We start from the raw sequence: 24,383 nt of genomic DNA, 5'->3' as shown, positions 1-24,383 counted from the left end.
ATGTTCGAGAAATTGCAGCGGGCGTTCTGGAAAGCCCTGACCCCGGATCTGATCGCCGAAACCGTGGTGGCGCCAGCACCGAGTGGGTTGTCGGCCGAGGTGCTGAGTGCACTGGGCGGCGCGGATAACCTCAAGTCGCAACAGCGCGTGGCACTGACGCGGGTGCGCGTGCAGCTGCAGGACGCGGGACGGTTGGATGAGTCGGCGTTGAAGGCGGCGGGTGTGCCGGCAGTGATGGTATTGACCGGCGGCGTCGTGCATCTGCTCACTGGCCTCTGAAGCCAGGCGCAGATCAAAAATGTGGGAGCTGGCTTGCTCGCGAAGAGGCAGTGCCAGTCACTGAATGTATCGACTGACACACCGCTTTCGCGAGCAAGCCCGCTCCCACAGTTTTGATCGTTGTTCGGGCTTGTGATTCGGGGCGCCGCACCGGCATTTGAGCGGTCTGATCAACCCGGTTCCAACCTTGGAATACATTGCAAAATGTGGGAGCTGGCTTGCCTGCGATAGCGGTGGGTCAGCCACTACCTTCAGCGACTGACACACCGCTTTCGCGAGCAAGCCCGCTCCCACAGTTTTGATCGTTGTTCGGGCTTGTGATTCGGGGCGCCGCACCGGCATTTGAGCGGTCTGATCTACCCGGTTCCAACCTTGGAATACATTGCAAAATGTGGGAGCTGGCTTGCCTGCGATAGCGGTGGGTCAGCCACTACCTTCAGCGACTGACACACCGCTTTCGCGAGCAAGCCCGCTCCCACATTGTTTTTTGTGGTGTTTGGGGGAGTGGCTTACAGCTGCGGGGTGTCTTCCGGCGGCTTGGTCTTGTCGACGCCCGGTACATGCAGGTTGCCTTCGACCACCTGGTTGCCTTCCAGCTGCGGCTGGGTCACCCAGGTGAGGATGTCGTAGTAGCGCCGGATGTTCGCCACGAAGTGCACCGGCTCGCCGCCCCGGGCATAGCCGTAGCGGGTCTTGCTGTACCACTGCTTCTGCGCCAGGCGCGGCAGCATTTTCTTCACGTCCAGCCACTTGTTCGGGTTCAGGCCTTCTTTCTTCGCCAGCAGGCGCGCGTCGTCCAGGTGCCCGGTGCCGACGTTATAGGCGGCGAGGGCGAACCAGGTGCGATCCGGCTCGGCGATGCTGTCGTCCAGCTCATCCTTGATCTTGGCGAGGTACTTGGCGCCACCCATGATGCTTTGCTTGGCGTCCAGGCGGTTGGACACGCCCATCGCCTGGGCGGTGTTCTGGGTCAGCATCATCAGGCCGCGTACGCCGGTCTTGGAGGTGACCGCCGGTTGCCACAGGGATTCCTGATAGCCAATGGCAGCCAACAGGCGCCAGTCGACCTTTTCTTCCTTGGCGTAGGTACGAAAATGCTTTTCGTACTTGGGCAGGCGCTGCTGCAAATGCTGGGCGAAGGTGTAGGCGCCGACATAGCCGAGTACATCGACGTGCCCGTAATAGCGGTCTTTCAGGCGCTGCAGGGTGCCGTTCTTCTCGACCTTGTCCAGGTAGCTGTTGATCTCGTTGAGCAGGCTGTTGTCGTCGCCGGCGGCCACGGCCCAGCTCTGGTTGCTGGCATTGCCGAGGTCGAATGCCACGCGCACGTTGGGGAAGTACACCTGGTTCATCGCGACTTCGTTGGAGTCCACCAGGGTCAGGTCGATTTGCCCCTCGTCGACCATGCGCAGCAGGTCGACTACTTCAACGGCGTCGGATTCTTCGTATTCAATCGCAGGATTCTGCTTTTTCAGCTCCGCCAGTTGTTCGGCGTGGGTGCTGCCCTTGAGCACCATGATCTTCTTGCCCACCAGGTCCGCCGCGTTGGTCGGGCGTGACTGGCCGTTGCGGTAGATGATCTGCGGGGTGACTTCCAGGTAAGGGTGGGAGAAACGCACCTGCTGCTGGCGCTGCTCGCTGCTGACCAGGCCGGCGGCGGCGAGCACCGGACCGTTGGGTTTGCCCAACTGGCCGAACAGGTCATCGAGGTTGTCGGCGGTCTCGATCTCCAGTTTCACGCCCAGGTCATCGGCAAAGCGCTTGACCAGTTCGTATTCGAAACCGGTTTCACCGTTGCGGTCCTGGAAATAAGTCGCCGGGCTGTTCCGGGTGATCACCCGCAATACGCCATCCTCCTTGATTCGCTCGAGCGTGCTGGGTTTATCAACACAGGCGCTGAGCATCAGGAAGAGTCCGGTTGCGATGAGCCATTTGGCGCATCGCGGGCGCAAAGCAGTAGGGGAGAACATCTGCGCAGTATACGCAAACGGCCCACGGCGCCATATCTCGACAGCATGGGACTTGTCTGCTAGCGCCGGCAAAACTGTGCTGCAGCCCGCAGAAACGTGGCCTGGCAGCCGATTGTGACGGTTAAAATAACTGCTCCGAATACCCGGGAAAACGCCCCGATACCGTGCAAACCGTGCCAACTGACGTCCGGCAGCGGCCACTGGTGCCGTTTCGGGTGCCGTTGGCGATGGTTTACGCTAGAATGCACGGCCTCAAAGCACACCCCCTTCCCGAGGCTGTCCCGAAGATGTTGATCCTGCGCGGCGCTCCTGCCCTTTCTGCCTTTCGCCACAGCAAACTCCTTGAGCAACTGAGCCAGAAGGTTCCAGCTGTTACAGGCTTGTATGCTGAATTTGCTCACTTCGCCGACGTTACCGGCGTCTTGACCGCCGACGAACAGCAAGTGCTCGCACGCCTTCTGAAGTACGGCCCCAGCGTTCCCGTTCAAGAGCCGACCGGCCGCTTGTTCCTGGTTCTGCCACGGTTCGGCACCATCTCGCCCTGGTCGAGCAAGGCCAGCGACATCGCCCGCAACTGCGGCCTGGAGAAAATCCAGCGCCTGGAACGCGGTATTGCCTTCTATGTAGCCGGGCAGTTCAGCGATGCCGAGGCCGAGCTGATCGCCAGCAGCCTGCACGACCGCATGACCCAGATCATCGTCAGCCAGCTGGAACAGGCCGCCGGTCTGTTCAGCCACGCCGAGCCCAAGCCGCTGACCGCGATTGACGTGCTTGGCGGTGGCCGCGCCGCCCTCGAGAAGGCCAACACCGAACTCGGCCTGGCCCTGGCCGAAGACGAGATCGACTACCTGGTCAACGCCTTCAACGGCTTGAAGCGCAACCCGCACGACATCGAACTGATGATGTTCGCCCAGGCCAACTCCGAGCATTGCCGTCACAAGATCTTCAACGCCAGTTGGGATATCGACGGCGAGAGCCAGGAAAAAAGCCTGTTCGGCATGATCAAGAATACCTACGTGATGCACAGCGAAGGCGTTCTGTCGGCTTACAAGGACAACGCCTCGGTGATCGTCGGCTCCGTTGCCGGCCGTTTCTTCCCGGACCCTGAGACCCGCCAGTACGGCGCGGTGCAAGAGCCGGTGCACATCCTGATGAAGGTTGAAACCCACAACCACCCGACCGCGATTGCCCCGTTCCCGGGCGCAGCCACCGGTTCCGGCGGCGAGATCCGTGACGAAGGTGCCACTGGCCGTGGCGCCAAGCCCAAGGCTGGCCTGACCGGCTTCACCGTGTCCAACCTGCAGATCCCGGGCTTCGAACAGCCGTGGGAAGTGCCGTACGGCAAGCCTGAGCGCATCGTTACCGCGCTGGACATCATGATCGAAGGCCCGCTGGGCGGCGCCGCGTTCAACAACGAGTTCGGGCGTCCGGCGCTGACCGGTTACTTCCGTACTTTCGAACAATCCATCACCACCCCGCGTGGCGATGAAGTGCGCGGCTACCACAAGCCGATCATGTTGGCCGGCGGCATGGGCAACATCCGTGAAGAACACGTCAAGAAAGGCGAGATCCTGGTCGGCTCCAAGCTGATCGTGCTCGGCGGCCCGGCGATGCTGATCGGCCTGGGCGGCGGCGCCGCTTCCTCCATGGCCACCGGCACCAGCTCGGCAGACCTGGATTTTGCTTCCGTGCAGCGCGAAAACCCTGAGATGGAGCGTCGCTGCCAGGAAGTCATCGACCGTTGCTGGCAGTTGGGTGACAAGAACCCGATCAGCTTCATCCATGACGTCGGCGCCGGCGGTTTGTCCAACGCCTTCCCGGAACTGGTCAACGATGGCGACCGCGGCGGCCGTTTCGAACTGCGCAACATTCCAAACGACGAGCCGGGCATGGCCCCGCACGAAATCTGGAGCAACGAATCCCAGGAACGCTACGTGCTGGCCGTCGGCGCTGAAGACTTCGCACGCTTCCAGGCCATCTGCGAACGCGAGCGCTGCCCGTTTGCCGTGGTCGGCGAAGCCACTGCCGAGCCGCAACTGACCGTCACCGACAGCCACTTCGGCAACAGCCCGGTCGACATGCCGCTCGAAGTGCTGCTGGGCAAGGCCCCGCGCATGCACCGTTCGGCGGTACGTGAAGCCGAGCTGGGCGATGATTTCGACCCAAGCACCCTCGACCTGGCCGACAGCATCGAACGTGTGCTGCACCACCCGGCCGTGGCGAGCAAAAGCTTCCTGATCACCATCGGCGACCGCACCATCACCGGCCTGGTGGCTCGTGACCAAATGGTCGGCCCGTGGCAGGTTCCCGTGGCCGACGTTGCCGTCACCGCCACCAGTTTCGACGTCTACACCGGCGAAGCCATGGCCATGGGCGAGCGTACGCCGCTGGCCCTGCTGGACGCCCCGGCGTCGGGCCGCATGGCCATTGGTGAAACCCTCACCAACATCGCAGCCTCGCGCATCGGCAAGCTGTCCGACATCAAATTGTCGGCCAACTGGATGTCCGCTGCTGGTCACCCGGGTGAAGACGCGCGTCTTTACGACACCGTAAAAGCGGTCGGCATGGAGCTGTGCCCTGAGCTGGGCATCACCATCCCGGTGGGCAAGGACTCGATGTCCATGGCCACCCGTTGGAACGATGAAGGCGTGGACAAGAGCGTCACCTCGCCGCTGTCGCTGATCGTCACCGGTTTCGCCCCGGTCACCGACATTCGCCAGACCCTGACCCCGCAACTGCGCATGGACAAGGGCACCACCGACCTGATCCTGATCGACCTCGGTCGCGGCCAGAACCGCATGGGCGCCTCGATCCTCGCACAAACCCACGGCAAGCTCGGCAAGCAGGCGCCGGATGTCGACGATGCCGAAGACCTCAAGGCCTTCTTCGCCGTGATCCAGGGCCTCAACGCCGATGGCCACCTGCTGGCTTACCACGACCGTTCCGATGGCGGCCTGCTGACCAGCGTTGTCGAGATGGCGTTTGCCGGTCACTGCGGCCTGAACATCGTGCTCGACAGCGTTGCCGAGGATGCTGCCGAAATCAACGGCATCCTGTTCAACGAAGAGTTGGGTGCGGTGATCCAGGTGCGCCAGGACGCAACCCCGGACGTACTCGCACAGTTCAGCGCCGCTGGCCTGGACGACTGCGTGGCGGTGATCGGCCAGCCGATCAACAACGGCGAGATCAACATCTCGTTCAATGGCGATACCGTGTTTGCCGGCCAGCGCCGCTTGCTGCAACGCCAGTGGTCCGAGACCAGCTACCAGATCCAACGCCTGCGCGATAACGCCGACTGCGCCGAGCAGGAATTCGACGTGATCCTGGAAGAAGACAACCCGGGCCTGAGCACCAAGCTCAGCTTCGACGTCAACCAGGACATCGCCGCGCCGTACATCAAGAAAGGCATCCGCCCACAAGTTGCCGTACTGCGTGAGCAGGGCGTCAACGGCCAGGTGGAAATGGCGGCCGCGTTCGACCGTGCCGGCTTCAATGCGATCGACGTGCACATGAGCGACATCCTCGCCGGTCGCGTTGACCTCAACGAGTTCAAAGGCCTGGTGGCCTGCGGCGGTTTCTCCTACGGCGACGTGCTGGGTGCCGGCGAAGGCTGGGCCAAGTCGGCCCTGTTCAATAGCCGTGCCCGCGACGCCTTCCAGGGCTTCTTCGAACGCAACGACAGCTTCACCCTGGGTGTGTGCAACGGTTGCCAGATGATGTCCAACCTCCACGAGCTGATCCCGGGCAGCGAGTTCTGGCCGCACTTCGTGCGTAACCGTTCCGAGCAGTTCGAAGCCCGTGTTGCGATGGTGCAGGTGCAGGAATCCAACTCGATCTTCCTGCAAGGCATGGCCGGTTCGCGTATGCCAATCGCCATCGCCCACGGTGAAGGTCATGCCGAGTTCGAAAGCGAAGAAGCCTTGCTCGAAGCCGACCTGTCCGGTTGCGTGGCCATGCGTTTTGTCGACAACCACGGCAAGGTCACCGAGACCTACCCGGCCAACCCGAACGGCTCGCCGCGCGGGATCACCGGTCTCACCAGCCGTGACGGTCGCGTGACCATCATGATGCCGCACCCTGAGCGTGTGTTCCGTGCCGTGCAGAACTCGTGGCGCCCGGAAGAGTGGAACGAAGATGGCGCCTGGATGCGCATGTTCCGCAACGCGCGCGTGTGGGTGAACTAAGGCGGTGTACAAGCTTGCCTTCTTTGTGCCCGACAGCCATGTAGAGACGGTGAAAACCGCCGTCTTCGCAGCCGGCGGCGGGCGCATCGGCGACTACGACAGCTGCGCCTGGCAAGTGCTGGGCCAGGGCCAATTTCGCGCGTTGGACGGCAGCCAGCCGTTTATCGGGCAAGTCGGCCAGGTGGAAGTGGTTGAGGAATGGAAGGTTGAGCTGGTGGTGGCGGATGAGCTGATTGTGGCTGTTGTGGCCGCGCTGAAACTCAGCCACCCCTATGAAACACCGGCTTATGAAGTGTGGCAGTTGGCGGATTTCTGACCCGCAAGCTGTCATCAAGAAACCCGCTGGGCCAGGTTGGCCAGCGGGTTTTTTGTGGGCTGTCATCCAGCCGCAGCTGACACTTTACGGTGCGGGGACTAACCTCACTTCAACATGCAACGCGTCGATCAATATCTTTTCGTGGCTGAAGCGCTGGCCTTGCATCTGCGCCCAGCGGTCGACATAAAACAGCCCATCCTTATCGATCTTGATCGGTGTCGAGACGATCTCCCCGCTGCGGGAGTGATGCACCAGGTTGCTCTGTGACGGCGACGGGCGTTCGATCAGGTACAAGCCGGGTCGGTTCAAGCGCGACCTGTCCGCAGGCACAAAGGGGGCTGGAGCCTGGGTTCCGGCAACGCCGGCGTCGAGTATGAAATCGCCGCGCAAGGCCCTCGGGCTAATGCCCTCGTGCAGGGTCTCCCAGCCACCCGGACGAATGTTCTTGGCCAATGCCGGGGCCGTATCCCTGACATGCAGGCTGACCGCGCCTTGCAGTTCCGCCAGGCCCGGAACGCCCAGGTTCATGTTGGTGTGAGTGCTGCCAACGAAGGCGACCCATTTGTGAGGCCCGTGCGCCGCCTGGTCGGCCGCGATGACCTTGGAGGCGAAGTAGCTGAACATCCGGTTGCGGGCCAGGTCTTTCTCCGCCAGCCCCTTGATGTTGTAACTGGCGATGCAGTCCAGGGCGCGGATGCGCAGGCCGTGCCTGGCCGCCGCCTGGACAACCTCGGTATAGGTGTCGCTGCCTTTGTAATTGGGCATGTAACCCCGATCCAGTTGTTTGAGGTAGCGCTTGAGGTCGTCCGGAAGCCGTTGCGTGGTCAAGAACAGATCCAGCTGGGCCTGATGCATATCGGTCAGCAGGTGCTCCACGTAAAGCGTCTTGAATCCCAGCGTCTTGAGTTTCCCCATCGACTCGCGCAGCCACCGCTTGCTGGATCGTGCAGTTTGACCCTCACCGATTACGAGCCCTGCGAAGTCGCTCTGGCGCAGGTTGTCCAGGAACGCCTCCGCAGGCTTGGGCGAAGCCAGGATGGCGGGATCTGGCCGGGTTGGCGGTACGTGGGTGTCCAGGTAGTTTTTTGCATCTGTACTCAAGCGATGCCTGGCGTCCTTGAAGGCCTGGAACGCTTCGTGATGGGCCGGATTCTGCGGAACATAGATGGGATTGAGCCCATGCGGCACCTCGGCCTGGCGGGTGATGCTGCCATGTAGTGCGGGGGCAATGTCGTAGTCGCTGTAATGCGTCACCGCATCCGCCACCGCGCTGGACGCCGCTGCAGCCTTGGGCGCTGCGTACGGGGTCTGCACGGTCAGGCGGTAATCGCCTTTGGCCAGCGAGTCACCGGCAATGGCGCCCGGCGCGTCGAGCCACACGCCGACAGGCTGATCCGCGGCCACATCCACCACGCGCAGTGCGACGGCGTCCTGCAGGTCTGCCAGGCCTGGGGTGCCCTCGAACGTGCGCACGCGGGAATGATCCACCAAGGCTATCCAGCGCTCATCCAGCTCGTTGAGCGCATCGGCCTCAATGGCCTTGTGGGAGTAGAAATTCCTCACACTGTTGCTGCGTGGCAGAGTCGGTGGGGTGTCGCCCATCAGCAGGGCATCGTCCAGCAGGTAAGACGTGGAGGCGTCCAGGGCGTTGACCTTCATGCCCTTTTCCTGGGCCTTGCGCACCAGGCTGACGTAGGAATACTCGGCGTTTTCGGCAAAGCCCAAGGCTTTATCCACAGCCTTGAGGTGCTTTTCGATGTGTAGCCAGGATTTGCCGCTGTTGAGCTTCTGCAGTTTCGAGCGGAAGACATCGGTGGGCAGGTACTCGATATAGAGGTGTTTGAAGCCTTTGCTGATCAAGGTGTCCATCTGGGTGATCAGCAGTTGTTTGCTGGCGATGGAGTCGGGTATCGCGCCGATCACCAGGTTCTTGTTGGCGCTGAAGGCGTCGCTGGCGAGCAGTTGCGAGAACGGCATGCTGGCGTCGATCGCCGGTGGATCAGCGCGAACGGGCAGCGGGTCGAGGTTCTTGAAAAAATCCTCGGCGTCCGTGGCCAGGCGTTCGGCCTGTTGCAGGTACGCGGTGCGCAGGGGTTTGAGTTCCACCGCAGCACTGCCCAGAATCACGTTCGGCGAGTCGAAATTCCATTCAGACCAGCGCATCATCCCTTCGCGCACCTGCGGGTTGAGGACCGGCTCCAGTTTGCTCGCGTACTTTGCCGGCATCTCATAGGGTGTGAGCTGCTGCGGTGTGTCGGGTAGCCTTTCATATTTGGGCGCGCCACCGACGACCCCGGTACGGCGCCACACGCCTTGCGCGTCAGGGGCTGCCACGCGGGTGGTGGAAACCAGCTTGCCGGTGGCCGGGTCGAGCCGGTAGAGCAAATAGCGACCGATCGGGTCCGGGGTGTTTTTCGCCCACAGGGCTTCACCGTCAAACAGCACGGGTTGCATGTTCTGCGGCGCCGGCGGCTTGGGTTGCAGCGGCTCGACCAGGTTCAACCGCTCGCTCGACAACGCGCTGCTTTTGGCGACTTGGCGTACGCCCGGACGTGCAAGCTGCTTGAGCGAAACCAGCGCCGGGCGCAGGTCGGTGAACGCTGCGCCGGCGCTGTTGAGCACGTAACCGATCAAGTGCTCCACGGCCGCTTCGTTGTCACCCTGCTGATAAGCGTGCAGGGCCAGCATGCCGTCCTTGAATGCCAACAGCATGCCCAGGCTCAGGCTGAGAGTCGGGAACGGCGCAGTGGCGATGGCGGTGACCCACTCCACGCAGGTCCACAGGATGCCGGTGACCATTCGGGTGCGGTTGTTCGTGGTGCCTTCAATGTCGTCGATCTTGCGCTGCAGCGGCATGTCATACAGGGCCCGGCGCAGATCCTGCAGCGGTGTTTGCTCGCGGGTCGAATCATAGCGTGGCGGGCTGATGTCGGTGCGGTTCAGGCCCTCGGGCAGTTGTGCCTTGGCGGCATCCAGGAAGGCACGCACCCTGACCTGGGATCGGGTACCCACCCGCTGGGTGAAGTAACCGAGCATGGCGGGCATTTTTTTCAGCAGGTAGTTGAACTGCCGAGCCTCGCGAAAGCTGATGCCATCCGGTGCATTGGGGGTGTAGAGCACTGTCGGGAAACCGGGATGGCTGAAGAGGAAATTTCCCATTACCCATTCGCCATCCAGCAGCAGGCGATGGATCGCATACGTGGTGCGCGTGGCGGGGGCGGTCTCGCCCATGCTGGCGATACTGCGCTCCAGCCATGCCCAATCACTTCCGGCGATCTCCCCCTGCAGGCGGCATTCAAGGCCGGCGTTCTGCATCTGGCGCTGAGTGATGGCCAGGGTCGCATTGCGTCGCAGGTCATAGTCCGCACTGCCGACGTTCAGCAGTTGAGCCTTGACCTTGTTGATGTAGCGTTGGCCGACCCAGGTGCCCGTCACCGAGCGTGCCACCGTGAGCGCGCCCGTGGGCCCCGTGATCGGGCTCAGGTCAACACCCTTCGGGCCTCTGAACCGCGCTGAGCGGGAGAATTTCTCGTCGAGAAAACCTACGCCATCGGCGTAACCGTCGCGGTACAGCTGCGTGTAGGTCATGGGCGCAGGGGTCGATGAGCCTATCAATGCCGGGGGCGAGAAGGCCCACACGGTGTCGGGGTCCACATCGTTGCCCCTGCGTCCCAACAGCAGGTTCAGGCGCTGTCTGGCCTGTTCATGCAGATAATCATTGAAGCTTGGGAACTTCGCGTCAGACAGCGGAAACTCGTTATAGGTGAGCAGCGCGCCCTCGCCGTCTTCCACCAGCTTCAATAGCTTCTGGCGGGTGTCGATGCTGGTGGAGCGGAACCAGTTCGGGGTGCTGAATTCATAGTCATCGACCCGTGTGGCCAGCACGTGCGCCGCCATGGCCTTGAGGCACGCGGCGTGGCTGCCGATGTGGCCGAAGCTGATTTCTATGGATTCATGCGCACCTGGCTCGATGCTCATGCTGGTCAATACGTGTGTCATTGCTGCGCGAAAACGCAGCGCAACCCGCTTGATCAGGTAGTCGGTGAGCGTGCCTGGCGGATGCCGCGTGCCATTGTCCAGGCTCCAGCCAAGAATATGGCTTCGGCACTCGCCCTCACTGTTGAACCCCAGGAACTGCTGGTCCCGAGGCGCTTGCGGCGTGCACAGCAGCAGGCGGATTACAGCGCCGCTGGCGTCGGTTTTGCGCAACACCCACAGGTCCTGCAACTGCGCTTCGTGCAGCGACAGTGTGGCGGCGCTGAGGTGGGGGGCGTTGCCCTGGCGCAGGTCGGTGATCAGCCCGTAATCCTCGTCACTGAGATGCCCCTGCAACACGGCGGTGTACGCCAGTGCGTTGATGCGTTGGTCGAGCATCCGTTCGATTGCCTGGCTGACGGCCGGTTTGGCATGCATCTGTTGTTGCAGGTCGGCGAACTCGATACGCGGTTGCAACGTGCCCAGCGTCTCCACCAGCCAAGCAGGTGTCAGGTCCCGGTAGGCCTTGGGCAGGGGGGCATCCTGGTAGGTCAGGGTGGTTTTGGTGAGGAAGTCCGAGCCCGCCAGCGCGTCGCCGGTTTGCAGCCCGCGCAGGGCCAGGTCGATCAGGCTGCGCTCGTGTTCATATTCGCCGATGGGATCGACGTAGCGCCGGGTGCTGACCATCAGGTCCTGCGGCGCCAGGTCGTGGATGTCCAGTTCATCGCTCAAGCGTTCGAGCCATTGGTAGCGCGCCAGGTCTTCAGGTGTGGTGACTGGGCCCAGCAGGTCGAGCAGTTGCTCGCGGGCCTCGTTGTAACTTGCCAGGTGGGTGGCGAGCGTGGCGCGACGGGTGTCGCTGGCGCTGCGATACCAATCCGGCGCGCTCTGGCGCAGGTAGCGCTCCAGTAGCTGTCGTGCGCGCCAGCCCAGGCGTGCGTTGAAGTCCGGCAACGCTGCGGTGATGGCACGGTCCAGTGCGTCAATCAGTTGGGCGGCATCGTGCGTGGGGTTGTCCTCCAGGCTCAAGGCGCGCTCGATGTCCTGGGTGCGCTTGTCGATCAGCGCGTCATAGGTATGTTCAAACAGCGGTTTGTCACTGATCGGCGTCAGCGCCAGCGGCCAGATCGCTCCCGGCGTGATATCGCCATAGCGCGCGGGCAGCAGGTGCATGAAGGTGCGCCGTTGCTCGGCATCGTCCATCGCCTGCAGCCATTGGCTGTTCAACTGCGCCAGTGAGCCGAAGCACTCGATGCCGCGCGCAGGGGTGTACAGCATCACTTCGCCCACCGGCGGCGCAGATGTCAGGTCGGCGACCTGCGGGCTGGATTTTTCCGTCAGCACAAAGGCGCCCGCCAGTTCGACGGTGCGTTGCTGGTAGCTGAAGCTCAACGCATACAAGCCTGGGCGCAGCGTGATACCCAGCGGCACACGCTCAAGCATGGCCTGTTGCTGCGGATGCAGCAGGCGGTCCTCGGCACTCAGCGCCGTTTCGTTGGCCAGCGCCGTGTACCCGGCGTCAAACGTCATGAAGGATTTAAGGGGCTTGCCATCGATTTGCTCATAGCGATCGAGGTGCAGCAGGTGAGCGTTCAGTGTGGTCTTGAGCGCCGTCACTTGGGTGGGCAGATTGCTTGACGTCAGTCCTTGATAGAGGGGCCGGCTCTTGGCCAGGAATTGCTGGCGGTAATTCGTCAGGATCCGATTGACGCGCTCCAGATAAGCCAGGGCTGCGGACGGCGTGTGTTCGGGGACTAACGGCGACTCGACCTGGAGCAAGTGATGCCCGATCTGGTTGAGGTGGCCCTTGATGCCTTCAAAGGTCTGGGGTGTGGTGCTCACAGGCACGCTCTCCATGCTGGGGGTAAGAACCCTCAGCATGCGCAGGCGGGAAGTTGACCAGGCGGTAGATAACTAGCGCAGGCAGGTGCCGACACATCCTGGTGACTTGCCCGGCGTTCATGGATAGCGCGGCGGGTTGAACACAGCGAGTCTCGGAGATTTCCCACAAACCTTTCGGGTTGTCCCTCGGAACTCTGCTGAATAGCCTTTGTTGGTCACTGACCATTCAGTGATCGGGATTTGAGTTCAAGGCCCGTTCAGCAGTGTTGCACTGGCTTGAGATTCAAGAAATGGAAACCCCTTATGTTGTCGCTCCGCGCCTCAATACGAGTAGCTCACTCGGACAAGCACTGATTTCAATGTTCAAATCCATTGAAGTGGAATTGATCCTTGAGGGAGCAAAGCCAGGAGCAGTCAAGGTCATCGTGTTCGGTGGCTGTGCTGTCCACCTATATACCCACCACCGTGTATCCACGGACGTTGATGCGGAGATTTATTGCACGAATATTCACCACAAGTTGCGCCTGCAGACGTTACTGGCAGAGTTTCCAGAGCAATTTTTCGACGAGCAGTCTGGCCGTGTCATGGAGCTCAATTACGACCTTCAATACAACACCGGCTTTGGTCCGCTTCACGAGGATTATTGGGAGCGAAGTATTCCCCTGGCAGAGTTTACTGCTGAGTCTGCACTGCATCTGCATATTGCTGCACCTATCGACATTGCGATCTCCAAGCTGGGTCGAGCTACTGATCAGGATGTAGGCGACATCATGGCCCTGCTCAGGGCTGGGTTCATTGTGACCACTGAGTTCCGTCGGCTGGCATTGCAGGCAATTGATATGTATGTTGGCAACAAGGAACCACCTGCCTCTGTACTGACCAATATCTTGCACGATTACCTGGAAACTGAAGTTGATGAAGCCTATTAACGGTCCTGTCCTCTCCGATGCCTTGGATATGCTGGTCAAAAGTCCGCTGAATCAGGCTGATGACAGTGCCCTTGTCTGCGCGGCAAAAGCGGTTTGGTATTCAGACACTAGTCTTGTGGGAGAGGTAAAGGCGTTTCTGGAAGTACACTCCAGTGAGGTGGAGCTTCGTCGCGCAGGTTATTTGCTGGAGCGTTTCACGCGCTTTTCGTGTGCGACAGACAGTCGGGTAGTCGAAGTGCTGAAGGTGCTTGAGCTTTTTCAGGCTGCTGCGTCCAAACAAGAGGTAAAACGGCAGGGTACTGTTGCGCTTGGCAGTCGCCGCGATGAGTTGGCGGTGTCGTGGGGTTTGAGTGAAGGGCTGGGATTGAAGGCTCAAGCGTTAATGCCTTTTCAGACCCGCCATTACGAAGCCGAGCAACGTTCGGTATCTGCTTAGGCATGAATCGCTATCAAAGAACCCGACTTAAGTCGGGTTTTTGCCGTCTGTGATATCTCCAGTTTTCGGAGATTTTCCACAAACCTTTCGGGTTGTCCGTCGGAGCCCGCCTCACGCATCTTCTGCAGTCGCTGCACATTCAGCGACCGCGACTGCAAGCCCGCTCCGACCGCATTGCCCGGTCGGGCACCGATCAACTGTGGGAGCGGGCTTGCCCGCGAATGGCCCGCACTGCCACCGCTGCGCTATACCTTGGCGCCGACCTCGCGGGCATTGACCAGCCGTTCAAGTGCCTCGCTCAAGCCCGACGCCTTGTCGCCAATCAGCAGGTGCCACACACCGCTGTCCAGCTGGCTCACCCCCTGGCACCCGAGCGCCGTCAGTTGAGCTTCGGACAACTCCGAATCATCGCCCAGTTCCACCCGCAGCCGGGTCATCGCCACCGCTTCCAGCTGGCGCACATTCGTGCGACCGCCGAGTGCGCTCAGCCATTGCTCGGCTTCCTGCACATTCACGGCGACAGACTTATCCACAGGCGCCACTGCCGCCGGTGCGCTGGCCACAAACGATGGCATGGCCAGCCGAATTTCATCGGCAATGCTGTCAGCCAGTGGCCCGACCACCACTTGCAGGCTGCCCCCATTGCCAGGCCGCACGACGGCCATCGCCCCCAGGGCTTTCAACTCGGCATCCACGGCTTTGTTGCGGTCGACCATGTCCAACCGCAGGCGCGTGGTGCAGGCGCCCACGCTGAGCAGGTTCGCCGCGCCGCCCAAGGCCTGGATATAAGCCGTGGCGCGCTGGTTGTCAGTCATCGCTTCAGCCTGCGCCACCTGGATATCCTCGCGGCCCGGTGTTTTCAGGTTGAAGCGGCGGATGCAGTAACTGAAGACGCTGTAGTAGATCGCGGCATATGCCAGGCCAACCGGGACCACCAGCCAGCCATTGGTGGATTTGCCCCAGCCCAGCACCATGTCGATAAACCCACCGGAGAATGTGAAGCCCAGGTGGATATTCAACATATTGGTCAGCGCCATCGACAGGCCGGTGAGCAGCGCGTGGATCAGGTACAGGAACGGCGCCAGGAACATGAAGGCGAATTCAATCGGCTCGGTCACGCCGGTGAGGAACGAGGTCAGCGCCATCGACAGGAAAATCCCGCCCATCACTTTGCGCCGCTCCGGCAGGGCGTTGCGGTACATCGCCAGGCACGCGGCGGGCAGGCCGAACAGCATCACCGGGAACATGCCGGTCATGAACTGGCCGCCTTTGGGGTCGCCGGCAAAGTAGCGGGTCAGGTCGCCGGTGACCACCGCGCCGGTTACCGGGTCGGTAAAGCTGCCGAACACAAACCACGCCATGTTGTTGAGGATATGGTGCAGGCCGGTGACGATCAGCAGGCGGTTGAACACGCCAAACACAAACGCGCCGAAGCTGCCGCTTTCCATCAGCAGCACGCCGAAGCTGTTGATGCCGTGCTGGATTGGCGGCCAGATCAGGCCAAAGATCACTCCCAGGGCCACCGCCGAAAACCCGGTGACAATCGGCACGAACCGTCGCCCGCCGAAGAACGCCAGGTACTCCGGCAGCTTGATGTCCTTGAAGCGGTTATACAGCGCACCGGCCATCAGCCCGCTGGCGATACCGGCGAGCATGCCCATGTTGATGGTTGAGTCCATCACCTTGAGCGTGGAGACCATCACCAGGTAGCCAATGGCTCCGGCCAGCCCGGCGGTGCCGTTGTTGTCGCGGGCAAAGCCCACGGCGATGCCGATGGCGAAGATCAGCGCCAGGTTGGCGAAGATTGCCTGCCCGGCATCGTGCATGACGGCGATGTTCAACAGGTCGGTGTCACCCAGGCGCAGCAGCAGGCCGGCAATCGGCAAGATGGCGATGGGCAGCATCAGCGCGCGGCCCAGGCGTTGCAGCCCTTCGATGAATAATTGGTACATGGCGGGTCTCCTTTTTCTTGTTGTTGTCAGCTCAGCGGCCAGTGGTGTTGACAGGCTTGGCGAACCGCCCTGGCGCTGCTCAGGTCGAGCAGCCCTTGGCTCAGTTGCCGGCATTGCGCCGCGTCCAGGTGACGGACACGGTCCTTGATTTCTCCGATTTGCGGCGCGCTCACCGACAGCTCGCTGACCCCCAGGCCGACCAGTACCGGCGTCGCCAGCGGGTCGGATGCCAGGGCGCCACACACCCCAACCCAACGCCCATGCTTGGCGGCGCCAACACACGTCTGGTGGATCAACCGCAGCAAGGCCGGGTGCAAGGCATCGACCCGCGCGGCGAGGCCGGCGTGGTCGCGGTCCATGGCCAGGGTGTACTGGGACAGGTCATTGGTGCCGATGGACAGAAAGTCCGCATGCTTGGCCAACTGCTCGGCCATCAGCGCGGCGGCGGGCACTTCGATCATGACCCCCAGCTCCGGGCGTTGGGTCAGTTCCAGCTCAGCGCACAGCTCATCCAGGCGCTGGCGGATCTGCAGCAGTTCGTCGACCTCGCTGACCATCGGCAGCAGGATGCGGCAGCGCTCCAGCGGACTGACTTGCAGCAACGCGCGCAGCTGCTGGTCGAGCAATTCCGGGCGCAGCTGGGCCATGCGAATCCCGCGCAGGCCCAGCACCGGGTTGGCCTCGACAGGCAGCGGCAGGTAGTCGAGCTGCTTGTCACCGCCGACGTCGATGGTGCGGATGATCACCGACTTGTCGCCCATCGCATCCAGCACGGCTTGATAGGCCTGGCGCTGTTCCTGTTCATCCGGCGCAGTGCGGCGGTCGACGAAGAGGAATTCGGTGCGCAGCAGGCCGACGCCGTCGGCGCCGTTCGCAAAGGCCAGTTGGGCCTCGGCGCTGGAGGCGACATTGGCCGCTACCTCGATGCTCACGCCATCGAGGGTGTGTGCCGGTTGCCCGGCCTGGGCCTGTTGCTGCTGGCGACGGCGTTGCTGCACGTCGCGAATCTGGTGCACTTCGGCGTGGCGCGCTTCGCTGGGCGCCAGTTCCAGGCGGCCGTTGCCAGCGTCGAGCACCACGCGCTGGCCTTGCGGCACATCGAGCACTTCTGCCCCTAACGCGACCACACACGGCAGGCCTTTGCCCCGCGCAAGGATCGCCACATGGGAGGTGGCGCCACCTTCGGCCATGCAGATACCGGCCGCGTTTTGCGCGCTCAGTTGCAGCAAGTCCGACGGTGTCAGTTCGTGCGCGCTGACAATCGCCCCGGCGGGCAATTCGACGTGCCAGGCTTCGCCGAGCAGCGCGCGCAGGACCCGCTGCTGCAGGTCGCGCAGGTCATTGGCGCGCTCGGCGAACAGCGGTTTGCCCAAGGCCAGCAACACTGCGCATTGCGCCTGGATTGCATCACGCCAGGCATGGGTGGCGGCGCTGCCCTGTTCGATGGCTGCGGTGGCGGCTTCCAGCAGGGTCGGGTCTTCCAGCAGGGCTAGGTGGGCGGCGAAGATCTCTTCTTCCTCGACGGCCTGGCGTTGCCGGGCGTGGTCCAGGGTCTTGCGGATTTCGCCGCGCACCTGCTCCAGGGCCGCGTCCAGGCGTTGCAGTTGTTCGTCGGCGCGATGCTGGCCGGGGTCTGCCGGCAGCTCGATACCCGCCAGGTGGAACAGTGGGCCACAGACCAGCCCGGGTGCTGCGCACACGCCTTGCAATACACCGGCTTCGGTATTCGCCCGCCGTGGCGCCGCGACGAGCGGCGCTGGAGGGGCCTCCTTGACCGCGACTGACAGCGCCGCGACCAGCGCCTGCAACGCGGCCTCGGCGTCTTTGCCGCGGCACGTCACGCGCACCTCGTCGCCTTCGCCGACCCCCAGGCCCAACACGCCGATCAAACTGTTGCAGGCGGCCGACTTGGCGCCGAAATGCAACTGCGCCTGGCTGCTGAAGCCCTCGGCGGTTTTGCGGATCAGCGCCGCCGGCCGTGCGTGCAGGCCGCCGCGATGGGTGATGCGCACGCTCGCGCTGGCTTCAGTCAATGAGTTATCCACAGCGGTTTGGCCCGGTGCGGTTGAGCGCGGTATCACGTGCAGCAACGGTTCGCCGACTCTGACGCTTTGCGCGGCCACCGGACGCAATTCGAAGCGCTCGCCATTGGTCAGGATAATCAAGCTGACCAGGCTCTTGCACTGGCGCGCAATGCGGTCCAGGTCGAACTGCACCAAAGCCTGGCCACTGCTGACCCGTGCCCCTTGCTTGACCAGCAAGGCAAAACCTTCGCCGTTGAGTTCCACGGTGTCGATGCCCACGTGCATCAGCAACTCGGCACCGTTTTGCGCGCGGATCGTCAGCGCGTGCCCGGTGCGGGCGACATGAATGATCTCGCCATCGCAGGGCGCGTGCAGGCAATCATTGAGCGGATCGATGGCGATACCGTCGCCCATGGCGCCGCTGGCGAACACTTCGTCGGGAACGTTGCCCAGGGTCAGCAGCGGACCACTGAGTGGGGCGCTAAGGGTCAATTCATTATTGTTGTAGGACATGGGCACGGTACTCATCAGGAAAACGCGACTCAGTGAGTGCGGGTAACTTTGCTCAGGTGACGCGGCTGGTCCGGGTCCATGCCCCGCGCTTCAGCCAGGCCGGCGGCCATCACGTAAAAGCTCTGGATCGCCAGGATCGGGTCCAGGCTCGGGTGTTCGGCGCGGCTCAAGGTCAGGTCACGCTCGGCGATATCGTCCGGTGCGGCCAACAGCACGCGGGCGCCGCGCTGGCGCATATCGGCGGCCAGGCTCAACAGGCCGGCCTGCTCGGCGCCGCGTGGGGCGAATACCAGCAAGGGGTAGTCTTCATCGATCAAGGCCATCGGCCCGTGGCGCACTTCGGCGCTGCTGAAGGCTTCGGCCTGGATCGCCGAGGTTTCCTTGAGCTTGAGCGCGGCCTCCTGCGCGATGGCAAACCCGGCGCCACGGCCGATCACCATCAATTGCTGGCAGTCGCGCAGGGCGTCGATGGCGGGGCGCCAATCCTGCCCGGCGGCTTCGCTCAGGCCTTCGGGCAGGGCACGGCAGGCCTGGAGCAAATCGGCTTCCTGGTTCCAGTGGCCAATCAACTGCGCGCTGGCGCTGAGGGTGGCGATAAAGCTTTTGGTCGCGGCGACACTCAGTTCCGGCCCGGCGCACAGCGGCACGTGGAATTCACACGCAGCCTCCAGCGGCGAGTCTTCGGCGTTCACCAGCGAAATGCTCAAGGCTCCCCGCTTGCGCAGCAGGCGCAGGCTGTTGACCAGGTCCGGACTTTGCCCCGATTGCGAGAAGCCGAACGCCACCTGGCCGCTGACTTTCAAGGGCGCCTGCAACAGGGTCACCACCGACATCGGCAACGATGCCACCGGGATGCCCACGTGCTGCATGGCCAGGTAGGCGAAGTAACTGGCGGCGTGGTCCGAACTGCCGCGCGCGATGGTCATCGCCACTTGCGGCGGCTGGCGACGCAGGCGGCCGGCGATTTCTTCCAGCAGCGGGTCCAGGCGTTGCAGTTGCGCCGCAACGGCATCGCGGGAGGCCAGGGCCTCTTCAAGCATTTTTGAAGACAATGGTTTCTCCTTCGACCATGACGTCGGTGAGGTGCAGGGAGCGGTCCAGGCGTACGCAGTCGGCGAAGCTGCCGGGTTGCAGGCGGCCGCGTTCTTCCAGGCCCAGGTAGTCCGCAGGAAATTGCGACAGGCGTTGTGAGGCTTCGCTGATAGGCAGGCCGATCTTCACCAGGTTGCGCAGCGCCTGGTCCATGGTCAGGGTGCTCCCGGCCAGGGTGCCGTCGGCCAGGCGTACGCCGCCCAGGCACTTGGTCACGGTGTGGCTGCCCAGCTTGTATTCGCCATCTGGCATGCCGGCGGCGGCGGTGGAGTCGGTGACGCAGTACAGGCATGGGATCGAACGCAGGGCGACGCGCATGGCACCGGGGTGCACGTGCAGCAAGTCCGGGATCAGTTCGGCATATTGCGCGTGTGCCAGCGCGGCGCCGACGATGCCCGGCTCGCGGTGATGCAGCGGGCTCATGGCGTTATACAGATGCGTGAAACTGGTGGCGCCGGCGGCGAGGGCGGCGACGCCTTCTTCGTAGCTGCCCAGCGTGTGGCCGATCTGCATGCGCACCCCGCGTTGGCTGAGGGCACGGATCAGGCCGTCATGCCCGGCGATTTCCGGGGCGATGGTGATCACCCGGATCGGCGCCAGGCGCAGGTAGGCTTCCACTTCTTCCATCAATGCGGTGTGGGCGAAGTTGGGTTGTGCGCCGAGTTTTCCGGGATTGATGTAGGGCCCTTCCAGGTGCACACCGAGGACACGGGCGCTGCCTGTAGGACGCTGCTCGCAGAAGGTGCCGAGCTGACCGAGCACGCTGGAGATTTCATCCACCGGTGCGGTCATGGTGGTGGCCAGCAGCGAGGTGGTGCCAAAGCGCACGTGGGTGCGGGTGATGGTCTCGAAGGCGTCGGCACCTTCCATGATGTCCTTGCCGCCACCGCCGTGCACATGCAGGTCGATAAAGCCCGGCAGCAGGTAGGGCAGTTCGTTGTCGGCAGGGTCGCAAGGCACGCCTTCAATGGCGGTGACCTTGCCGTGCTCGTGCACCAGGCGGCCGCGCATCCAGCCGTGGGGCGTGAGGATATTGTCTTCGGACATGGGCAGTTCTCTAAGGCCGCAGCTCGGCGGCGAAGTCATAGCGGCGCAGCTCTGCGACAAAGTCGTAGTAGTCATTGCGGCAGTAGGTGTCGGTGATTTCGATCGGCGTGTTGTCGGCGGTGTAGCCGACCCGGGTCATTAGCAGCATGGCGGTGCCGGGGGCGATGCCCACCAGCTTGGCGAACTCGTCCGAGGCGTTGATCGCCTGGATGTGTTGCAAGGCGCGGACGACGGGTTTGCCGATGCCTTCGAGGTATTCGTACAACGAGTTGCCGATGGCCTGCGGCTGTGGCAGCACGGAGGCGGGCATTGCCGTCATTTCGATTGCCATGACCGTATCATCGGCCTTGCGCAGGCGTTTGAGCCGCGCGACCTTGTCGGTCGGCGACAGGCCCAGGCGGATCAGTTCTTCGTGAGTCGGCGGGGTGATGTCGCGCTCCAGCCACTGTGAGGTGGGCACAAACCCCTTGAGACGCAACATCTCGCTGAAGCCCGACAGGCGCGACAGCGGCTGTTCCAGGCGTGGCGTGATAAACGTGCCGGAGCCCTGGCTGCGGCGAATCAGGCCTTGGGTAAACAGCACTTCCAGCGCCTTGCGGGCGGTGACCCGCGAAATGCTCAACTGCTCGCTGAGGGCACGCTCCGAGGGCAACGCCTGCTCGGATTTCCACTGGCCGGCGTGAATCGCCGCTTCCAGGTTGCGCGCCAGTTGCAGGTACAGCGGCGTGGATTGTTTGTCGTCGGGACGCAGCGTCAGGATGGGGTTCATCGTTAAGGTTTCCGATGCGGTTATTGGAGTGTTGTCGCCCGGTATTGGCCGGAAGCTAATACCACTTAAATACCATGTCAATGCTGCCAAAACGGTGCAAGTGCCGGTTTCAGGGCACCTTAAGGGTGCGTGGTATCAAGTGGTATTAGAGAGGTCTTTAGGGCGCGCAGAAGTGCACAGCCCGCGCGGTGAACTGGTATTCACCGGCAGGGGGCTGCGCAGGGCAGGAATTATTTTCGAATTATTTTACCGGCGGTCGAGGATTACGGCCGAATCTCGATCATGGTGCCGTCCTTGACCAGGTTCCAGACTTCGCGCATGTCGACGTTGCGCATGCCGATGCAGCCGTCGGTCCAGTCCAGGGTGTGGAACCACTGCTCGGGGTAGTCTTCGCTGTCGGGCGTGCCGTGGATCATGATCATGCTGCCGGGCTTCACGCCCTCGCGGCGGGCGCGGGCCGAGTCGCTGATATTGGGGTAGGAAATGTGCATGGCCAGGTTGAAGCGGTCGCTGGTCTTGCGCCAGTCGATCCAGTAGAAGCCTTCGGGCGTGCGGCGGTCGCCTTCGAACAACTTGGTGCCCTTGGGGTTTTTGCCGAGCGAGATGCGGTAGGTCTTGAGGGGCTTGCCGTCGTTGATCAGTTGCAACTGATGGGCGGATTTGAGCACCAGGACTTTTTCGACAGGTTTGCCGTCCAGGGTTTCCAGGGTGGAGGCGCAGCACAGCGTAGCGAACGACAGGCAGATCAGAGCAAGCAACCAACGCATTGAAACGGTATCCCTTGGGCGACGATCTGCCGGATGGTTATTGGGCGGGCTTTGACAGCGGTGGCACAGACTCGCTGCGCACCGGGAACGCCTGTTGGCGGCGGTCAGCGAAAAAGCATTCTAAGGTACGCCCGACCGTGCGGAAAGCCAGCTCGGACCAAGGGATGTCGGCTTCGTCGAACAACTGCACTTCAAGGCTTTCGGGGCCGGCGGCGAAGTCCAGGTCAACCAGTTCGGCGCGGTAGAAGATATGCACCTGGCTGATGTGCGGCACGTCGATCAGCGTGTAGATGCTCAGGTTGCGCACACGGGCGCAGGCTTCTTCGAGGGTTTCGCGCATGGCCGCCTGTTCCACGGTCTCGCCGTTTTCCATGAAGCCGGCCGGCAGGGTCCAGTACCCCAGGCGCGGCTCGATGGCGCGGCGGCACAGCAGCACCTTATCGCCCCACACCGGTACGGTGCCGGCGACGATATTGGGGTTCTGGTAGTGAATGGTCGAGCAGTGATCACACACAAAACGCAGGCGTGCGTCGCCTTCGGGAATGCGTTGGGTAACCGGTTTACCGCACTGGCTGCAGAAGTTCATGCTGGGGTTCCTGGAAAGTGCGTCTATCTTGGCGTGGCCGGCAGGGCCCTGCAAGTTGTCGTTTAGCGACACCGCGCGGGTTTTGGGGTTGGGCACCCGCACGCTTTGGTGCATGATGCAAGGTAGCCAACAGACCGAGATGACTCATGCTGGACGAGCTACTTCGCCGGGTAAGCAATCACACACCCCATACGCTGGAGACTGACGGGCGTTTCCCCGAGGCCGCGGTGCTGGTGCCGATTACCCGCAGTGACGAACCTGAGCTGATCCTGACCCTGCGCGCCAGCGGCCTGTCGACCCACGGTGGCGAAGTGGCCTTTCCCGGCGGGCGTCGCGACCCCGAAGACCCGGACCTGATCTTCACCGCCCTGCGTGAAGCCGAAGAAGAAATCGGCCTGCCGCCCGGCCTGGTCGAGGTGATCGGCCCGCTGAGCCCGCTGATTTCCTTGCATGGCATTCGGGTCACGCCCTATGTAGGGGTTATCCCCGATTACGTTGAATACCTGGCCAACGATGCCGAGATTGCTGCCGTTTTCAGCGTGCCGTTGGACTTTTTCCGACAGGACCCGCGCGAACATACCCACAGAATCGATTACCAGGGCCGCAGTTGGTATGTGCCCAGCTATCGGTTCGGCGAATACAAGATCTGGGGGCTGACGGCGATCATGATCGTGGAGCTGATCAATCTGCTCTATGACGACGCCAAGATCAGCCTGCACCAGCCACCCAAGAGCTTCATCAATATCTAAGCCATCGCTTGAATGGCCGGCCGTGAGGACACACCATGAAATACCGCCTGGGCGATGCCCGCGTCGAGACGCACCCACACAGCTGGGTGGCCCCGAATGCCACGCTGGTGGGCAAGGTCAAGCTGGAGGAGGGCGCCAACGTCTGGTTCAACGCGGTATTGCGTGGCGACAACGAACTGATCCTGATCGGCAAGAACAGCAACGTGCAGGACGGCAGCGTGATGCACACCGACATGGGTTACCCATTGACCCTGGGCACCGGCGTGACCATCGGCCATAACGCCATGCTGCACGGCTGCACCGTCGACGACTACAGCCTGATCGGCATCAATGCGGTGATCCTCAACGGCGCCAAGATCGGCAAGCACTGCATCATCGGCGCCAATTCGCTGATCGGCGAAGGCAAGGAAATTCCCGATGGCTCGCTGGTGATGGGCTCGCCGGGCAAGGTGGTGCGTGAACTCACCGACGCCCAGAAGCGCATGCTCGAAGCCAGCGCCGCGCACTATGTGCATAACGCGCAGCGTTACGCGCGAGACCTGGCCGAGCAGGACGCATGAACCCGATAGAACGCCCCGTCGCCTCGCCGTGCGTGAGCATTTGCGCGCTGGATGACGACGACATCTGCACCGGCTGCCAGCGCACCGTGGATGAAATCACGCGCTGGAGCCGCATGGACAACGCCGAGCGCCGGGTGGTGCTGGGGTTGTGCCATGAGCGGGCGAAGGCGAGTGGGTTGGTGTGGATGCTCCCGGGGCAGTCCGGCGGCTGAAGTGTTTGCGGTGGCCTCTGCGCTGTGGACTGTTGTGACGAACGAGCTTCTTGTGGTGAGCGAGCTTCTTGTGGCGAGCGGGCTTGCCCCGCGTTGGGCTGCGCAGCAGCCCCAATAGACGCGCCGCGTTACATCAGAAGAACCGCGGTGCAGGTTTCAGGGCTGCTGCGCACCCCAACGC

17 protein-coding genes are annotated in these 24,383 nt (G+C 62.6%); 8 read left to right on the top strand and 9 right to left on the bottom strand.

Features of this window, described 5'->3' with window-relative positions; all coding sequences use genetic code 11:
- Window positions 1–279, top strand: coding sequence for a PTS transporter subunit EIIB (locus QMX97_RS19975; protein ID WP_065908658.1), 279 nt, complete (start codon window positions 1–3; stop codon window positions 277–279).
- Between the two features lie 509 nt (window positions 280–788).
- Here the strand turns inward: QMX97_RS19975 and mltF are convergent.
- The gene (gene mltF / locus QMX97_RS19970) at window positions 789–2,249 is read right to left on the bottom strand and encodes a membrane-bound lytic murein transglycosylase MltF (protein ID WP_065908659.1); all 1,461 of its coding nucleotides are present in this window, start codon (window positions 2,247–2,249) and stop codon (window positions 789–791) included.
- A 287-nt stretch (window positions 2,250–2,536) separates the two neighbouring features.
- Here mltF and purL point away from each other — a divergent pair, with 287 nt between their 5' ends.
- Window positions 2,537–6,433, top strand: a complete 3,897-nt coding sequence (gene purL / locus QMX97_RS19965; RefSeq protein WP_106802697.1) for a phosphoribosylformylglycinamidine synthase — start codon at window positions 2,537–2,539, stop codon at window positions 6,431–6,433.
- 4 nt (window positions 6,434–6,437) lie between these two features.
- Entirely contained in the window at window positions 6,438–6,749 is a 312-nt protein-coding gene (locus tag QMX97_RS19960) for an NIF3 1 (protein ID WP_003193986.1), read from the top strand.
- A gap of 84 nt (window positions 6,750–6,833) precedes the next feature.
- On the opposite strand, the gene QMX97_RS19955 is transcribed toward QMX97_RS19960, so the two are convergent.
- On the bottom strand, window positions 6,834–12,566 hold the full coding sequence (locus tag QMX97_RS19955; RefSeq protein WP_282397453.1) for a membrane-targeted effector domain-containing toxin: 5,733 nt from the start codon (window positions 12,564–12,566) through the stop codon (window positions 6,834–6,836).
- Between the two features lie 290 nt (window positions 12,567–12,856).
- Here QMX97_RS19955 and QMX97_RS19950 point away from each other — a divergent pair, with 290 nt between their 5' ends.
- Together QMX97_RS19950 and QMX97_RS19945 are read left to right on the top strand one after the other, a co-directional pair.
- Entirely contained in the window at window positions 12,857–13,495 is a 639-nt protein-coding gene (locus QMX97_RS19950) for a DUF6036 family nucleotidyltransferase (protein WP_065908668.1), read from the top strand.
- On the top strand, window positions 13,479–13,931 hold the full coding sequence (locus tag QMX97_RS19945) for a hypothetical protein (RefSeq protein WP_065908670.1): 453 nt from the start codon (window positions 13,479–13,481) through the stop codon (window positions 13,929–13,931). Before QMX97_RS19950 ends, QMX97_RS19945 begins: the two co-directional genes overlap by 17 nt.
- Window positions 13,932–14,176: 245 nt before the next feature.
- Here QMX97_RS19945 and nagE read toward each other — a convergent pair whose 3' ends face one another.
- From nagE to QMX97_RS19910, 7 genes are all read right to left on the bottom strand, one after another.
- Window positions 14,177–15,883, bottom strand: coding sequence for an N-acetylglucosamine-specific PTS transporter subunit IIBC (nagE, locus tag QMX97_RS19940; protein WP_282397452.1), 1,707 nt, complete (start codon window positions 15,881–15,883; stop codon window positions 14,177–14,179).
- Between the two features lie 26 nt (window positions 15,884–15,909).
- The gene (gene ptsP, locus QMX97_RS19935) at window positions 15,910–18,420 is read right to left on the bottom strand and encodes a phosphoenolpyruvate--protein phosphotransferase (RefSeq protein WP_282397451.1); all 2,511 of its coding nucleotides are present in this window, start codon (window positions 18,418–18,420) and stop codon (window positions 15,910–15,912) included.
- Between the two features lie 29 nt (window positions 18,421–18,449).
- On the bottom strand, window positions 18,450–19,472 hold the full coding sequence (locus QMX97_RS19930; protein ID WP_262135502.1) for an SIS domain-containing protein: 1,023 nt from the start codon (window positions 19,470–19,472) through the stop codon (window positions 18,450–18,452).
- Window positions 19,453–20,559 (bottom strand): N-acetylglucosamine-6-phosphate deacetylase, encoded by a 1,107-nt coding sequence (nagA, locus tag QMX97_RS19925; protein WP_065908679.1) that lies wholly within the window; start codon window positions 20,557–20,559, stop codon window positions 19,453–19,455. Before nagA ends, QMX97_RS19930 begins: the two co-directional genes overlap by 20 nt.
- Before the next feature lie 10 nt (window positions 20,560–20,569).
- Complete coding sequence (locus QMX97_RS19920; RefSeq protein WP_065908681.1) at window positions 20,570–21,328, bottom strand: GntR family transcriptional regulator; 759 nt, start codon at window positions 21,326–21,328, stop codon at window positions 20,570–20,572.
- A gap of 263 nt (window positions 21,329–21,591) precedes the next feature.
- Window positions 21,592–22,095: a L,D-transpeptidase family protein gene (locus tag QMX97_RS19915; protein ID WP_065908683.1), complete on the bottom strand. Its 504-nt coding sequence runs from the start codon at window positions 22,093–22,095 to the stop codon at window positions 21,592–21,594.
- Window positions 22,096–22,132: 37 nt separating this feature from the next.
- The gene (locus QMX97_RS19910; protein WP_065908685.1) at window positions 22,133–22,681 is read right to left on the bottom strand and encodes an NUDIX hydrolase; all 549 of its coding nucleotides are present in this window, start codon (window positions 22,679–22,681) and stop codon (window positions 22,133–22,135) included.
- 146 nt (window positions 22,682–22,827) lie between these two features.
- Here QMX97_RS19910 and QMX97_RS19905 point away from each other — a divergent pair, with 146 nt between their 5' ends.
- The 3 genes from QMX97_RS19905 to QMX97_RS19895 are packed head-to-tail and all read left to right on the top strand — an operon-like array spanning window position 22,828 to window position 24,202.
- Window positions 22,828–23,430 (top strand): CoA pyrophosphatase, encoded by a 603-nt coding sequence (locus QMX97_RS19905; RefSeq protein ID WP_016971944.1) that lies wholly within the window; start codon window positions 22,828–22,830, stop codon window positions 23,428–23,430.
- A 35-nt stretch (window positions 23,431–23,465) separates the two neighbouring features.
- Window positions 23,466–23,990, top strand: a complete 525-nt coding sequence (locus tag QMX97_RS19900; protein ID WP_065908687.1) for a gamma carbonic anhydrase family protein — start codon at window positions 23,466–23,468, stop codon at window positions 23,988–23,990.
- The gene (locus QMX97_RS19895) at window positions 23,987–24,202 is read left to right on the top strand and encodes a DUF1289 domain-containing protein (protein WP_201145823.1); all 216 of its coding nucleotides are present in this window, start codon (window positions 23,987–23,989) and stop codon (window positions 24,200–24,202) included. Before QMX97_RS19900 ends, QMX97_RS19895 begins: the two co-directional genes overlap by 4 nt.
- The last annotated feature ends 181 nt before the right edge of the window (window positions 24,203–24,383 follow it).

This window comes from Pseudomonas sp. PS01298 (assembly GCF_029959745.1).
GTDB classification, from domain to species: Bacteria; Pseudomonadota; Gammaproteobacteria; order Pseudomonadales; family Pseudomonadaceae; genus Aquipseudomonas; species Aquipseudomonas aylmerensis.
Note: the sequence above shows the minus strand (reverse complement) of the source record. Positions and strands in the feature narration are given on the sequence as shown.